Origin of the sequence: Nocardia sp. NPDC059691 (assembly GCF_042733915.1) — a bacterium.
GTDB classification, from domain to species: Bacteria; Actinomycetota; Actinomycetes; order Mycobacteriales; family Mycobacteriaceae; genus Nocardia; species Nocardia sichangensis.
In genome coordinates, this window is the sequence record NZ_JBHWFB010000004.1 from 139977 (window position 1) to 152981 (window position 13005).

Consider the following 13005-nt stretch of genomic DNA (forward strand, 5'->3'; position numbering starts at 1 on the left):
GCCGGATCGGTGTGTTTGGTCCGGAGCGACGCGGGCACGTTGGAGGCGGAGCACGCGCCCGCCGGGATCGGTGGACGCGAACTCGGCACTCGATCGAGCGGGCAACCGGCCCGCTCGCACCCGAAAGGACCGGTATCTGTCGTGGTTGTGCTTCTTGCTGTGATCGGCTCGGCTTCCCTTGCCGTCATCGCGGTCCATGCCACGGTCGTCGCACGCAGCTTGGCGGAAGTCCGCTCCCCGCGCCGCGAAGGCGCGACCCGGGACGACGAGCGGAGCACCGCACGACTGACGGGCACCATGGTCTGATCATCCGGCTCCCTTCGCGCCCAGCCTCCGCTTCCGCCCAGGTGAACACCGTCATGTCTCGGTCGGGTGGCGGATCGGATACGATCTTGCCTGCCTCTCGGTCCAGCAAACGGCCGCTGAGACAGTAGGCGTGCGCTGGTGCCGCCCTTGGGGATCGGAGGCCGGGTTGTCGGTGTTCGCCGACGACGGCATCAGTGCTGTCAGTCGTTCCGTCGCAACCGGACCCACGACCGGCGGTGTCCGTGCGGCGTGACGGGACAGACGACGATCCCGAGGTGATGGTCGGCGCGGATTGGCCGTGGCAGCAACCTTCGGTGCTCTTGATCGAGGACGATCCGGGGGACGCGCTGTTGGTGGAGGAACTGGTCGTGGACGGCGCGCCGGGCCTGCGACTGGACTGGGTCCGGTCGCTGGCGGAGGCCGCCGAGCACCTCGCCTCCGCCGAGCCCGACTGTGTGCTGCTGGACCTGCATCTGCCCGATGCAAAGGGGCTCGAGGCGGTGGAGCGCATCCGCAAGCACACCGACCAGGTCGCGATCGTGGTGATGACCGGGCTCGATCAGGAGCAGACCGGGTTGGCCGCGGTCGCGGCGGGAGCCCAGGACTATCTGGTCAAAGGCCGGGTCGAGCCGGAGCTGTTCGGGCGCGCCGTGCGGTACGCGATCCAGCGCAAGCAGGCCGAGCGCACCAGCGCGGCCCTGCAGGCGAGCAATATGCGCGCGCAGGAGAACGCGCGGCTGGAGCGCGGCCTGCTGCCCACCCCGCTGTTGCGGGGACAGCGGGTCGTCGACGTCGTGGCGCGCTACCGTCCCGGCCGGGCCCATTCACTGCTCGGCGGCGATTTCTACGACGTCGTGCAGGACGCGGACGGCACGGTGCACGCCGTCATCGGCGACGTGTCGGGGCACGGCCCGGACGAGGCGGCGACCGGCGTGGCCCTGCGCCTGGCCTGGCGCACCCTGGTGCTGAGCGGCGTCACCGGCGCACGGCAACTGCGGCTGCTCGAGCAAGTGTTGCTGGCCGAACGCACCGGCAAGCAGACTTTCGCGACGGTGACGAGCCTGGTGTTGCATCCCGGCGACCGCCGCGCCCAGGTGCTGCGGGCCGGGCACCCCGGGATGCTGCTGCGCTCGGCTTCCGGATTGACCTGGGTCGAGGTCCCCGGCGGGCCCGCCCTCGGCTTTCTGCCCGGTCGCGCCGAGTGGCCCGTCCACGATCTGGAGCTGCCGCTGGGCTCCGGGCTGATGGTGTTCACCGACGGCCTGTTCGAAGGCCACGCCGGGACCGACCGGGAACGACTCGGTGAGCAAGGGCTGATGGAGGTCGCACGCGCCGTGCGAGCCACGGATCCCGACTGGTTCGTCGACGAGCTGATCGGTCGCGTGGAGGCGCTGGCGGGTGCGTCCGGCGGATTGGACGACGATGTCGCCATTCTGTATCTGGGATGGAACGGCGACGGGCAAGGACAGGACCGATGACGATGACGACCGGTCGAGCGCCGCTCAGCGCACGATTGACCGCCCAGGCCTGGTTCCAACTGGTACTGGCCGCGATGGTGCTGGTGGTGATCATCGGCACCGTGGCAGGCGCCCAGGTGATCGCGCAGACCAACCGCGTGACCGATCGGCTCATCGACAAGTCGTTGCCCGCGGCGGCCGAAGCCTACCGGTTACAGAGTGCCCTGGTTAACCAGGAGACCGGTCTGCGCGGCTACCGGATCACCGCCGACCCGCAGTTCCTCCAGCCCTACCGGGACGGCACCCGGGACGAGGCGCAGTCGGCGACCCGCCTGCGCGAGCTGCTGACCGATCGACAGCCGCTGCTCGACGAGCTCGACGCCGTGGAGCAGGCCGCACAGCGGTGGCGCGACGAGTACGCGGAGCCGCTGGTCGCGGGCTTGGCCTCTGGATCAGCCCTCGGCACCGACCCCACCACGCCGGTCCGCGGTAAACCGCTGTTCGACGACCTCCGGACACGTTTCGACACCCAGAACAGCAGTCTCGCGGCGGCCATCGCCCACGACGAAGACGAGCTGACCCACACTCGCGCGGTCCGGGACGCCGTGCTGGCCGGGATGGTCGTGGCGTTCCTGTTGACCGGTGTCCTGCTGACCGTGCTGATCCGGCGCTTGATAGTCCGTCCCCTCGGGTCCTTGACGGATGCGTCGCTGCGGGTCGCGGGCGGCGACTTCGATCATCACATCGACGCCCACGGCCCCGCCGACCTGGCGACCGTCGCGAACGCGGTGGAGAGCATGCGCCGCCGCATCGTCGCCGAGCTGGATTCCTCCCGCGCCCAGGAAGCGGTGCTCGCGGAGCAGAAGACGGATCTGGACCTGCAGGCCGTGGAACTGCGCCGGTCCAACGCCGAGCTGGAGCAGTTCGCCTATGTCGCCTCGCACGATCTGCAGGAGCCGCTGCGCAAGGTGGCGTCGTTCTGCCAGTTGCTGGAGAAGCGCTACGGCGACAAGCTCGACGAGCGCGGCAAGCAGTACATCGACTTCGCCGTCGACGGCGCCAAGCGGATGCAGGTGCTGATCAACGACCTGCTCACCTTCTCCCGCGTCGGCCGCGTCACCGACCGCACCGAACCCACCGGTCTCGGCCCGTCCCTGGACAAGGCGCTGACCAATCTCTCCGCGGTGATCGACGACACCGCCGCGAGCATCCGGCGGCCCGACGAGCTGCCCGAGATCATCGGCGATCCGACCCTGCTGACCATGCTGTGGCAGAACCTGATCGCCAACGCCATCAAGTTCCGCGAGCCCGACCGCGCACCGCGGATCGAGATCACCTGCGAACCGGCCGAGAACGGCAGTGGCTGGCTGCTGTCGATCTCGGACAACGGCATCGGTATCGCGCCCGAATTCGCCGAGAAGGTGTTCGTCATCTTCCAGCGGCTGCACAATCGTGAGGAGTACAGCGGAACCGGTATCGGGCTGGCTGTCTGCAAGAAGATCGTGGAGTATCACGGCGGCCGGATCTGGATCGACACCGAGTACACCGCGGGCGCACGCTTCTACTTCACCCTGCGCACCGCCGAAGCCGACCTCTCCGCCCGCACCGCCGACGTACCCGCCCCTGAAGGAGCCACCGCATGACCGATCCCGGCCAGCCCATCGACATCCTGCTCGTGGAAGACGACCCTGGCGACGAGCTGATGACGCGAGAAGCCTTCGAGGACAACAAGATCGGCAACACCTTGCACGTCGCCAGGGACGGCGAAGAGGCGCTCGAATTCCTCTATCGCCAGGGACGGCACGCCGACGCTCCGCGGCCGGATCTGATCCTGCTCGACCTGAACCTGCCCAAGTACGACGGCAGGCAGGTGCTGGAGAAGATCAAAGCCGACCCTGATCTGTCGCACATCCCGGTGGTCGTGCTCACCACCTCCGCGGCCGAGGAGGACATCCTGCGCAGTTACCGGCTGCACGCGAACGCGTACGTCACCAAGCCGGTGGACCTCGACCAGTTCGTCGCCGCCATCAAACAGATCGACGAGTTCTTCGTCCAGGTCGTCCGGCTGCCGCGCCAAATGCTGTGATGGCGTTCGCCGCGGTGCCGGTGCCGGTGGTTCTCACCGACGGGACCGCGGCCTTGCTTGGGGAATGATCAACTGGGTATAGCTTCGGGGAGAACGGCACATCCACGGCGAACACGACAGCCGAGCTCGACGGGGGTCCACGTGCTCGGCGTGGCGAGTACAGCGCACCGATCCCCGATAGGGAGGTAACGAGGTGACGGCGCATCGACGCTATCGGCAAGGCACGACGACGGGAAAACCGGCCCGCGACAGACACACTGCGATCCCGGCGGCTGGTACGCGCTCGTGAGCGCGGGCGAGCGGGTTCCCCTACCCAACGCCGTGACGCCGCTGGAGCTGGACTTCCCCGCCGAGGCGGTGCAGTTGGCTACCGTCCGGCATACCTTGCAGGATTGGCTCACCCAGTGCGGCATGGCCGCGGCCCCGGCCTACGACGTGCTGCTCGCCGTCGGTGAGGCGTGTACCAACGCCGTCGAGCACGGCCATCAGGGCGACGGCGGCGTGGTCCGCTTGCGCGCGTCGCTCGACGGCGACGAACTCCGGGTGACCATTTCCGACAGCGGCCGATGGAAACAGCCCGATCCGCAAACCGATTCGCTGCGGGGCCGGGGCATGCCACTGATCCGCGCACTCATTCCAGAGGTCACCGTGACTGCCGGCGATACCGGCACGGTGGTCGATCTGCGCACACCTTTTTCGGCGTAGTCCCGGAACCTACGCGCCACCGGGCGGATGGTTCCGCGCGTCCCGCAGACGGACGTTGTCGGCCTGCAACCGGTCGTTGTCCGCGTGCAGCCGGTCGTTGTCCGCGTGCAGGTCGGCGTTCGCGTCCTCCAAGTCGAGAATGCGGCGGATGCCGGCCAGGTTCGCTCCCGTGGCGACCAAGTCGGTGATTCGCCGCAGCCGGGCCAGATCGTCGCCGCTGTAGCGGCGGGTGCCCCCGTCGCTGCGCGCAGGGGTCAGCAATCCGTGACGCTCGTAGAGCCGGAGCGTCTGCACCCCGATTCCAGCCAGTTCGGCAGCGACCGAAATCCCGTACACCGCTCGGTCGGGATCCGGCAGATGCACCGAGTCGCCCCTCTCCTGCGCCATCCATCCTCACTTCACTTCGGCCGACAGATTTCCTAGTTTAGCGCCTTGCGCTCAACTTTCTCTGGTGGTACAAAAAATCTATGCCAGACAACAGAGGTTATCTGGCCCCTACTATGGAGAATGGAGTGAGTTGGAGGTGGCGACCATGCTGATGCGCACCGATCCGTTCCGCGATCTGGACCGTCTGACGCAGCAGGTGTTCGGCACGAAGGCGCACCCCGCGGTGATGCCGATGGATGCCTGGCGCGCCGGCGAGGAGTTCGTCGTGGAGTTCGACCTGCCGGGTATCGATCCCGAATCCCTGGACCTGGACATCGAGCGCAATGTGGTGACGGTACGCGCGCGTCGTCCCGAACTGGACTCGGGCCGGGAGATGATCGCCGCGGAACGCTCTCGCGGCGTGTTCAGCCGTCAGCTGTTCCTGGGCGAGAACCTCGACACCGACAAGATTCGCGCCGACTACACCGACGGCGTTCTCCGCCTCACGATTCCCGTGGCAGAGAAGGCCAAGCCACGCAAGATCGAAATCGGCCGCGGTAACGGGCACAAGGCGATCGACGTCTGAGAAGCCGCGTAGACCGCGAGATTCCCGCACAATCGAAAGCGAGGTGATGTCGCAGCCAGTGATATCGGAATCAATCTGCGAAGAGTGTCATTCCCGCTTTTTCGGGCGGGCCCGGAATACCGGGCCCGCCTCTCGCCGGAATATGGAAGATGTTGTCGCACAGGTTGTTTCGTGCGAACGGAGCGTACTTGATGGAGCATCCGATTATGGCAGCCACCGATCCACCCGACCCCATGCTCACCGCGACCGAGGCCGGAGCCGGGATTTCCTCCGACGCCGCGATCGTCTGGCCCGACCCGAGTCCGCTGGACGCTTGGTGGCGGCGGATCATGCATTCCGATCCGGTGCGCCGCAGCGCCGCGTGATCCGGCCTCTATCCTTGACTTTCGTGACCGAACAGCCCTACCGCCCCCGTGCCGCGGCGGAATACTGGCGCCGCGGCACGGTGGTCTGGTTCAACATCGAGAAGGGCTTCGGGTTTCTACAGCCCGAAGACGATCCCACGCCGGTTTTCGTCGAGTACACCAGCATCGAGACCACGGGATACAAAGCGCTGTACGCGGGTCAGCCCGTGGTGTTCACCGCCGCCATGCGCAAGCGCGGCCCCGAGGCCACGGCGGTGCGCCCGGTGCTGCCCGACGCTTGACCACGGCCCTGGGCCCGGCGGCAACGGTCAGATGACCGTGCCGACGTCATCGGCCACCAAGGTGTCCAAAGCGCGCTCGGCAACAGCGGCAATCGTCATCGACGGGTTGCACGCCGCGGTGTTCCCGGGCATAAGAGCACCGTCGAGCACGTACAGGCCCCGCTGGCCGTGCACCCGGCCCTCCAGATCGCAGACGGCTCCCATACTCGCACCCCCCAAGGGGTGCCAGGTCGACGGGAACAGCAGGTTGGTGTCGGTGAGAATGCCTGCCGGACCGGCGATCCGGTGGGCCGCGGGACCGATGTAGTTGTCCTGGATGTAGCTGTCACCGTCCTGCGGCCACTGCAGAATCGCGTCGCCGCGGGCCGCGTCGTAGACGAAGTGCCCACGACCGTCGCTGACGCCGTACCCGACCATCATGGTGCTGTCGGCATCGGCGCCCATGGGCGGGATGGACGCCTGGATCAGGGTGTGAGCGGAGTGCGGGTCGGACCAGTTCTTGCTGCCGTAGACCACTGGACCGCCCTGCTCCGCACCGAAACTCGCGGTCGGATCGGTCCACAGGTAGATGCGGTCGGCGTTGGTGCCCCAGCCTTGGCCGAGTCCGTCGGGCATATCGGGGATCAAGCCTTTCGCCGAGGCGCGCACCAGCAGTCTTGTGGTGTTGAGGCTTCCGGCAGCCAGCACCAGCGCACCTGCGGTGATGATCTTGTTCTCCAGCACGGCGCCACTGGTGTCCAGGCGCTCGACGTGGACGATCCACTTGCCGTCGGCGGCACGCTCGACATCGGTGACCTGGTGCAGCGGCTCGACCGTCACCAGGCCGGTCGCCTCGGCGGCGGCGATGTAGGTGACGTCGACCGAATGCTTGCCACCGTTGTTCACCCCCATGGCGCCGTCGCCGTTGGTGTAGGAGGGCTTCATCTCGCCCCGCAGTTCGGCCAGGGCGAAGTTCCAGTCGATGGGCATCGGGATCTTCGACAGCGGAAGCCCGGCGCGGCGCACACGGTCGGCGAAGGCCCGCGCGGCCGCGTAGTTGGGACTGGCGATCAACTCGTCCGGGGCGACGGCCAAGCCGAGCATGCGTGCCACCCGCGGGTAGTGCACCCTATCCATCGTCGCCCAGTCCAAGGCCTCGGGGAAGTGGGTATCGAACACCTCCCGCGTCGGTTGCAGGGACATCCCTTGATAGACCAGCGATCCCCCGCCCACGCCCGCCGCGCACAGCGCGGTCATATTGGTACCGGGCACCGCCTCGACGAGTCCGGTGTACGGCTCGAAGACCATCGGCTTGCCGAACAATACGGGGCTGGACTTGTACCAGAGCACCCGCTTGTCCAGCGCCGAAGCGCGCGGGAAGGTCTCCGCGTTCGGGCCCGTCCGCCAGCGCAGACCACGTTCGAGCACCAGGACCCGAACTCCGGCCTCGGCCAGGCGCAGGGCGGTGACACCACCGCCGAACCCCGATCCGATGACGACCACACGATGCTCCTCGCGGGTGAGCGGAACGCTGTTCACCCGCGCGGCGATCGGACTCGTCGTGTTCGCGTAGCGGGAGGCGATCACGAGACCGCCCGCCGCGGCTGCTCCGGTCAACAGTGACCGGCGCGAAATTGCTGACATCACACACCCTCGAAGATCAGACGCGAGCTCGGATCTCGCGCGGCCCACCATGGCCGCTACGGGACAGTAATATAACCGGACATGCATGTCCGGTAGTGGCCTGATCTGTAGCAGAGGTCACAATCGCATCGGAGGTGGTCGGGTGCTCGATGAAGTTCCGGATGCGGCTGCGGTCCTCGCGCAGGCACCGCTGGATATCGGGTTCCCCCTGCGGTCCTCGACGTACTCGGAGAACTAATCGCGACGTTCCGTTCAACCGGGTCGAAAACGGGCGATGACCCGCGCGAATCGAGTAGTCGGCTACCCGTGCTCCGATGGCCGACGCCCGCGACCATTCAGCCATGTCAGACAACATCTACGCCGGCGCGTCGGTTCAGGTCTACCCGCAGGACGCCCCACTGAGTCACCCGCACGCCTGCGTCAACGGCTTCCTCGACTACGTCGCGAAGTTCAACACGATCAATTTCCACGCCAAGGACGACGACGTCCGGGAATGGCGCTACGACAAGGAGTACGACAACTGGCAGGACCGCCTCGGCATGGACTCGGTGAAGGTCTTCTACCACTACGCGCACAGCACGACCATGGACGACGGCGTGTTCCTCACCGCGATGGGCCGGACCTGGGACGACACCATCTACGCGTGGTCGGATCGGATGAGTTTCGGTGACCAGCGGTTGCGCTACTTGTTCCTCCACGGATGCGAGTCGTTGCGAATGCACGACGGGCACAGCCCATTTCGTACCTGGCATACGCCGAACCTGGGCGCGCGGATGCTGTTCGGGTTCGACAGCCTCACCTTCGACACCGATCAGCAGGGGACGCGGTTCTTCAAGGAGTGGAACACCGGCAAGTCGTTCAGCCAGGCCTGGCAGGACGCGGCGCTGTCGATCTTCCACAACGATCACCGGGTGTCCTCGGCGGCATGTGGCGCCACCGACCGGGAAGCACAGGACCGGCTGTGGAACGAGCGTCTCTTCTTCGGCGAGCCGGTGTCGGACAATTGGTACTGGTGGCGATGGGCCGGCCAAGTCCCCATCGAGGTCGACCTCGGCATTCACGTTCCTCGCCGGCCGCGGGCGCTGCGCTTGTCGCGCCGTCGCGCCGACGCGGCTACCGCCGCCGAACTCGCCGAACGGTTCGGTCTGCGGTCCGTGCTCGCCTCGCCTGCGTCACCGACAGCCGAGGAATATTCTGCCCCGGTCGAATTCGAACCGCGGCTGGTCATGCATCCGGACGGCGCGTACCACGTGTTCTACGCCGAGCCGGACCGCACCGCCGACAGCATCGCACCACAGGAGGTTCGGGATATCGCCGATCGCGCGGTCCGGCAGCTCGACCTCGGCCACGACCTGGCGTTGGCCGGCATGTCGGCCACCTTCCACGGCGGTGGCAGCCGCGACGGCGACGAGGTAGCGGCATCGGTGGCCGACTACACCCTGCACTACCGCCAGGTCTACGACGGCGTCGCCGCGGTGGCAGGCGGCGATGGTCAACTGAGCGTGACGCTCGACCCGGCCGGTCGGCTCTGCTCGATATCGGACACGACAGTCCCGATCGCGGGCGCCGACGAGACCCGCCCGCCATCGGGCGACGATTTCGACGCCATGGCGGCTCTGGACGCGGCGACCAGCGCGCGAGCCGAATGCCTGCGCGACGGCGCGCGCTCTAGCGTCGTGCCCGATTCGCTCGAGGTCGGCTACCGCTTCGATCGCGACGCCGCGGTCGTGGTCGCCCGGCAGGCGGTCGAGATCACCTCCAGTGACCGCTTCCGGATCCGCGACGTCGTCGAGATCACCGTCTGAGCCGGGCCCGGCGCCCTCTTCCCCGCGCATTCCGGTCTCAGCCCTGGATGGTTTGTCGACCAGAACGAACCGCGCCCACCCGCACCTACGTCGACAGGCGCGGATTCATCCCGGACCCGGCGGAGTCAGGGCGCGCAGGCAGAAGGCCGTGATGCGCTCGACGTCGCCGGGAGCGGGCTCGCCGCGTCGGCGCAACCGCTCGGCGAGCGTGCCGGTAATCGCGTGAGCGTCGCGTCGTAATCCGGTGCGGCGCTTACCAATTCCGCGAGCGTGTCGCGCAGTAGCCCGGCAGGCGCGGTGTCCACCACGCCAGGTCCGGCCGTCAACCCAGACCCGGCCCAACGGCTTTCCAGAGCACGGCCAGTGTCGCGGCAGCGGTCCGCTCTTCGGCCTGCGGCAGGATCGCCGCGACCCAGCGCCGCACGCGCGCACGCGGGTCGGCTTCCTTGGCCATCGGGTGGGCCACACAGCCGGTCAACCGCTCCGCTCCGTCCTCCAGCAGGGCGGCCACCAGCGCGTCCTTGGACGGGAAATGCCGATAGAACGCGTCGTTGGACAGCCCGGCGGCGGCCACGATGTCCGATACCCGTGGACGTCCGGTGGTACCGGCCGCGCTGATCACCGTCAGCGCGGCGTCCACCAATTTGCGCACCACCGCGTAGTCGGCGCCGCGTTCGGCCAACGTCCGCCGGGCGATCCGGGTGAAGGACATCGCGCTCACCGGCAGCGCCAAGATCAAGTCCAGCGAGTTGCGGCAGCTGGCCGCGAAGCGACTGGCCGGCTAGCGGCCCTATCCGATGCGCCGCGATTCGCGTCGGCACCGGACTTCACACCGCTGCTCCGAGCTGCTATACATTAGGGGAGGCTTACCTCGTTAGTCGAGGCTAACCTCAGTGATAAAGTGACCTGGTTGTGAGGCTTCATGTATGTCTGCATCTGTAACGCGGTGTCCGAAGGTGACGTGCACACCTGCGTTTCGGCGGGCGCCGACAGCATCCGCCAGGTGAAGAACGCCTGCGGATGGAAGCCCGGTTGCGGCAGCTGCACGGCGCGGTTGGCCGAGGTGATCGGCCGCGCGCGGGCATCCACCGGAGCGCAGCCCTCGGCCGCCTGAGCCGACACACCAGGCGGTCTGTCCGCAGCTGCGCGCATTTTGTGCCACGATCGCTGCTATGGACGGCGACAAGGACATCGTTGCGTTGCTCAACGAGCAGCTGACGGCCGAACTCACGGCGATCAACCAGTACTTCCTGCACGCCAAGATGCAGGAGAACTGGGGCTTTACCAAGCTGGCCCGGCACACCCGGCACGAGTCCATCGATGAGATGAAACATGCCGAGATCCTCACCGACCGGATCCTCTTCCTGGAGGGCCTGCCGAACTACCAGAAGCTCAACCCGCTGCGCATCGGGCAGAGCGTGCCCGAGCAGCTGCGGGCCGACCTGCAGATCGAGATGGAAGCGGTCGAACGGCTGCGCCGTGGCATCGAGTTGATGCGTTCACGCGGCGACGTGACCTCCGCTCGTATCTTCGAGCAGATCCTGGAAGACGAAGAACAGCACGTCGACTACCTGGAAACCGAACTCGATCTGGTGGAGAAACTCGGCGAGCCGCTGTACCTCCAGCGCTTCACCGAGACTCCGGACGACTGATCTGCACTCGCGGTGCGCCTCGGAGCGGCCGACCGGCGTTACGCTCCGGCGCTCGTCACGCCGAGGCGTATCGCCGGGCCAGCCGCCTCCGGCGGTCGGCGGGCGTACCGAACAGGGACCGATCGAGCGCGGAACTCGGCGTGGGCCGGGTGCCGGCCATCCGGTCCCGTCAGGTCGAAACGCCGGCCGCCGGGCTGCACGCTCCGATGGGTGTCGCCTTTGGCCCGGACGGAACCGTTCTGGTCTCCAAAACCGGTGTGGGGCGGATCGTTTCGGTGCGCGGCGCCGGGATCGACACGGTGGTGGACGGGGCGAAGTGGTTCGGGAATCCGTGCGACAGGATGCCGTGCACCGTGCGGAATCCTTTGTCCCAGTGGGCTTAGAGGGACCGGCGTCTCCAGTCCACAGCGGCGCCGGGCGTGGAGCGACGGGACACGCCCGCCCGATCGGCCGGCGGTCGCCACGGCTCGGTCAGCCTTCGGGCCAGACGTCCTTCAGCAGCAGCGCGGCATCGGCAGACTGCCGCACGCCCGCCGCATACGCGGGAGCAAGCGCCGCCGAGTCGAACACGTCGATTCCGAACGCGGCGACGCCTTCCTCGTCGGGGACAATGGAAACCTCTGTCGCCGAGCCCAACTCGCGATCGCTGGGGATGCGGGGGAACATGTGCGCCAAGGGTTCGAGGATCACCACGACATCCGCGCCCGCGGCCAGGTCCGCGTTGACCGGCGAGCGCAACCCGCCGTCGAAGTAGTGGCGGCCGTCGATCGGGATCGGCGGGAAGACACCGGGCACCGCCGTGCTGGACGCCAGCGCTTCGGGCAACGACGCCGCGCCGTCCTTGGTCCATGCCCGCAATTCACCGGTGGTGATGTCGATCGCGGTCACGACGAGATCGCGCGTCGGCCACTGCGCCACACCGGCCAGCCCGCCGATGCGCGCGATGTGCTCGTCCGGATCACCGGCCTGCGCGGCCAGCGCCAGCTCCCCCGCCCGGCGGCGCGCCTGGGCCGGGTCCTGGCCGGGGGCGCGCAGCACGGCGAATATCTCCGCGATTCGCGCCGGATCCGCCCGCACCGGCGCCGCCGACGTGGACGGCGGCCGCAACAAGCGCGCCGGATCGCCACCGTCGGCCAGGACCGCACCGACCACCGAGCCGGCGGAGGTCCCCACGAACCGGTCGGCCAGCGTCAAGTCGATACCGTTGTCCCGCAGCCCCGTGGCCAGTCCCGCCAACCACGTCAGACCGACCGGACCACCCCCGCCCAGCACCAGCGCGACCGAGAAACCCTTGGATGACACCGTGTCCGACATGACGCCAGCCTATCCGCACCGGCCCGGCCGACCGCTTGCTCATTCGGCCGACTCGTCGACCTGGCTCGCGATCTCTCAACGGTGATAGATCTCCACGACGGCGTTGCCGACCACCCCGACAAGACCGGGACCCCAGTTCATGCACCCTGTCGTCGTACGCTGCCCGTTCGGCGTGAAGGGATAACTGAGCTGGACGTAGGAACCGACCGCGTACAGCGGGAACGGCCCCGAGCCGTAGATGCCTTCGCATTCCACGGCAAGACGTTTTCGGCTCCCTCGAGCTCGTCGGGTTGGCAGACCGCCGAAGCGCTGAACAGATCCCGCTCGACGACGCAATCCCGCGGCGTCGCCTGAGCCGGGCCCGAACCGGCGACCGCCACGAAGGCCGGCACCGGAATCCCGGCGACCCCGAGCCGCGCGAGTGCGGTGACAGTTCTTTTCATAGAAGCTCCACATCAT

Annotated in this window: 16 protein-coding genes; 11 read left to right on the forward strand and 5 right to left on the reverse strand. The window is 67.7% G+C overall.

Annotated elements, in window-relative coordinates; translation table 11 throughout:
- Positions 1 to 141 precede the first annotated feature (141 nt).
- From ACFV2O_RS10940 to ACFV2O_RS10960, 5 genes are all read left to right on the forward strand, one after another.
- Positions 142 to 306: a hypothetical protein gene (locus ACFV2O_RS10940; protein WP_379251681.1), complete on the forward strand. Its 165-nt coding sequence runs from the start codon at positions 142 to 144 to the stop codon at positions 304 to 306.
- A 278-nt stretch (positions 307 to 584) separates the two neighbouring features.
- A complete protein-coding gene (locus tag ACFV2O_RS10945) occupies positions 585 to 1784 on the forward strand; it encodes a PP2C family protein-serine/threonine phosphatase (protein WP_379251912.1) in 1200 nt (399 codons plus the stop codon).
- Complete coding sequence (locus ACFV2O_RS10950) at positions 1781 to 3406, forward strand: CHASE3 domain-containing protein (protein WP_379251682.1); 1626 nt, start codon at positions 1781 to 1783, stop codon at positions 3404 to 3406. Before ACFV2O_RS10945 ends, ACFV2O_RS10950 begins: the two co-directional genes overlap by 4 nt.
- Positions 3403 to 3849, forward strand: a complete 447-nt coding sequence (locus ACFV2O_RS10955) for a response regulator (RefSeq protein WP_355080889.1) — start codon at positions 3403 to 3405, stop codon at positions 3847 to 3849. The genes ACFV2O_RS10950 and ACFV2O_RS10955 overlap by 4 nt, the downstream gene beginning before the upstream one ends.
- Positions 3850 to 4134: 285 nt before the next feature.
- The gene (locus tag ACFV2O_RS10960; protein ID WP_379251683.1) at positions 4135 to 4554 is read left to right on the forward strand and encodes an ATP-binding protein; all 420 of its coding nucleotides are present in this window, start codon (positions 4135 to 4137) and stop codon (positions 4552 to 4554) included.
- Between the two features lie 9 nt (positions 4555 to 4563).
- On the opposite strand, the gene ACFV2O_RS10965 is transcribed toward ACFV2O_RS10960, so the two are convergent.
- Positions 4564 to 4941, reverse strand: a complete 378-nt coding sequence (locus ACFV2O_RS10965; RefSeq protein ID WP_355080893.1) for a MerR family transcriptional regulator — start codon at positions 4939 to 4941, stop codon at positions 4564 to 4566.
- A gap of 145 nt (positions 4942 to 5086) precedes the next feature.
- Here ACFV2O_RS10965 and ACFV2O_RS10970 point away from each other — a divergent pair, with 145 nt between their 5' ends.
- The 3 genes from ACFV2O_RS10970 to ACFV2O_RS10980 all read left to right on the forward strand — a co-directional run bounded on the left by ACFV2O_RS10970 (position 5087) and on the right by ACFV2O_RS10980 (position 6152).
- On the forward strand, positions 5087 to 5506 hold the full coding sequence (locus ACFV2O_RS10970) for an HSP20 family small heat-shock protein (protein WP_355080895.1): 420 nt from the start codon (positions 5087 to 5089) through the stop codon (positions 5504 to 5506).
- A gap of 206 nt (positions 5507 to 5712) precedes the next feature.
- The gene (locus tag ACFV2O_RS10975; protein ID WP_356962146.1) at positions 5713 to 5871 is read left to right on the forward strand and encodes a hypothetical protein; all 159 of its coding nucleotides are present in this window, start codon (positions 5713 to 5715) and stop codon (positions 5869 to 5871) included.
- Between the two features lie 23 nt (positions 5872 to 5894).
- A complete protein-coding gene (locus ACFV2O_RS10980) occupies positions 5895 to 6152 on the forward strand; it encodes a cold shock domain-containing protein (RefSeq protein WP_356962144.1) in 258 nt (85 codons plus the stop codon).
- 27 nt (positions 6153 to 6179) lie between these two features.
- Here ACFV2O_RS10980 and ACFV2O_RS10985 read toward each other — a convergent pair whose 3' ends face one another.
- Entirely contained in the window at positions 6180 to 7775 is a 1596-nt protein-coding gene (locus ACFV2O_RS10985) for a GMC oxidoreductase (RefSeq protein ID WP_379251684.1), read from the reverse strand.
- Positions 7776 to 8116: 341 nt separating this feature from the next.
- Between ACFV2O_RS10985 and ACFV2O_RS10990 the strand changes: the two genes are divergently transcribed.
- Positions 8117 to 9580 (forward strand): DUF6345 domain-containing protein, encoded by a 1464-nt coding sequence (locus ACFV2O_RS10990; protein WP_379251685.1) that lies wholly within the window; start codon positions 8117 to 8119, stop codon positions 9578 to 9580.
- A gap of 322 nt (positions 9581 to 9902) precedes the next feature.
- Here ACFV2O_RS10990 and ACFV2O_RS10995 read toward each other — a convergent pair whose 3' ends face one another.
- Positions 9903 to 10292, reverse strand: coding sequence for a TetR/AcrR family transcriptional regulator (locus ACFV2O_RS10995; RefSeq protein WP_379251686.1), 390 nt, complete (start codon positions 10290 to 10292; stop codon positions 9903 to 9905).
- Between the two features lie 210 nt (positions 10293 to 10502).
- Between ACFV2O_RS10995 and ACFV2O_RS11000 the strand changes: the two genes are divergently transcribed.
- Together ACFV2O_RS11000 and bfr are read left to right on the forward strand one after the other, a co-directional pair.
- On the forward strand, positions 10503 to 10694 hold the full coding sequence (locus ACFV2O_RS11000; RefSeq protein WP_355080904.1) for a (2Fe-2S)-binding protein: 192 nt from the start codon (positions 10503 to 10505) through the stop codon (positions 10692 to 10694).
- A 58-nt stretch (positions 10695 to 10752) separates the two neighbouring features.
- Positions 10753 to 11232: a bacterioferritin gene (gene bfr, locus ACFV2O_RS11005; RefSeq protein ID WP_039801806.1), complete on the forward strand. Its 480-nt coding sequence runs from the start codon at positions 10753 to 10755 to the stop codon at positions 11230 to 11232.
- 471 nt (positions 11233 to 11703) lie between these two features.
- Here bfr and ACFV2O_RS11010 read toward each other — a convergent pair whose 3' ends face one another.
- Entirely contained in the window at positions 11704 to 12546 is an 843-nt protein-coding gene (locus tag ACFV2O_RS11010; protein ID WP_379251687.1) for a patatin-like phospholipase family protein, read from the reverse strand.
- Between the two features lie 75 nt (positions 12547 to 12621).
- A complete protein-coding gene (locus tag ACFV2O_RS11015) occupies positions 12622 to 12801 on the reverse strand; it encodes a hypothetical protein (RefSeq protein WP_379251688.1) in 180 nt (59 codons plus the stop codon).
- Positions 12802 to 13005: the final 204 nt, after the last annotated feature.

Excerpts from the sequence above, each read along its gene's own strand:
- ACFV2O_RS10990 (WP_379251685.1), top strand. The coding sequence starts at position 8,117 with ATGTCAGACAACATCTACGCCGGCGCGTCGGTTCAGGTCTACCCGCAG.
- ACFV2O_RS10965 (WP_355080893.1), bottom strand. The coding sequence starts at position 4,941 with ATGGCGCAGGAGAGGGGCGACTCGGTGCATCTGCCGGATCCCGACCGA.
- ACFV2O_RS10950 (WP_379251682.1), top strand. The coding sequence starts at position 1,781 with ATGACGATGACGACCGGTCGAGCGCCGCTCAGCGCACGATTGACCGCC.
- ACFV2O_RS10975 (WP_356962146.1), top strand. The coding sequence starts at position 5,713 with ATGGCAGCCACCGATCCACCCGACCCCATGCTCACCGCGACCGAGGCC.
- bfr (WP_039801806.1), top strand. The coding sequence starts at position 10,753 with ATGGACGGCGACAAGGACATCGTTGCGTTGCTCAACGAGCAGCTGACG.
- ACFV2O_RS10995 (WP_379251686.1), bottom strand. The coding sequence starts at position 10,292 with ATGTCCTTCACCCGGATCGCCCGGCGGACGTTGGCCGAACGCGGCGCC.
- ACFV2O_RS10945 (WP_379251912.1), top strand. The coding sequence starts at position 585 with ATGGTCGGCGCGGATTGGCCGTGGCAGCAACCTTCGGTGCTCTTGATC.
- ACFV2O_RS10985 (WP_379251684.1), bottom strand. The coding sequence starts at position 7,775 with ATGTCAGCAATTTCGCGCCGGTCACTGTTGACCGGAGCAGCCGCGGCG.
- ACFV2O_RS11010 (WP_379251687.1), bottom strand. The coding sequence starts at position 12,546 with ATGTCGGACACGGTGTCATCCAAGGGTTTCTCGGTCGCGCTGGTGCTG.
- ACFV2O_RS10970 (WP_355080895.1), top strand. The coding sequence starts at position 5,087 with ATGCTGATGCGCACCGATCCGTTCCGCGATCTGGACCGTCTGACGCAG.
- ACFV2O_RS10955 (WP_355080889.1), top strand. The coding sequence starts at position 3,403 with ATGACCGATCCCGGCCAGCCCATCGACATCCTGCTCGTGGAAGACGAC.
- ACFV2O_RS11000 (WP_355080904.1), top strand. The coding sequence starts at position 10,503 with ATGTATGTCTGCATCTGTAACGCGGTGTCCGAAGGTGACGTGCACACC.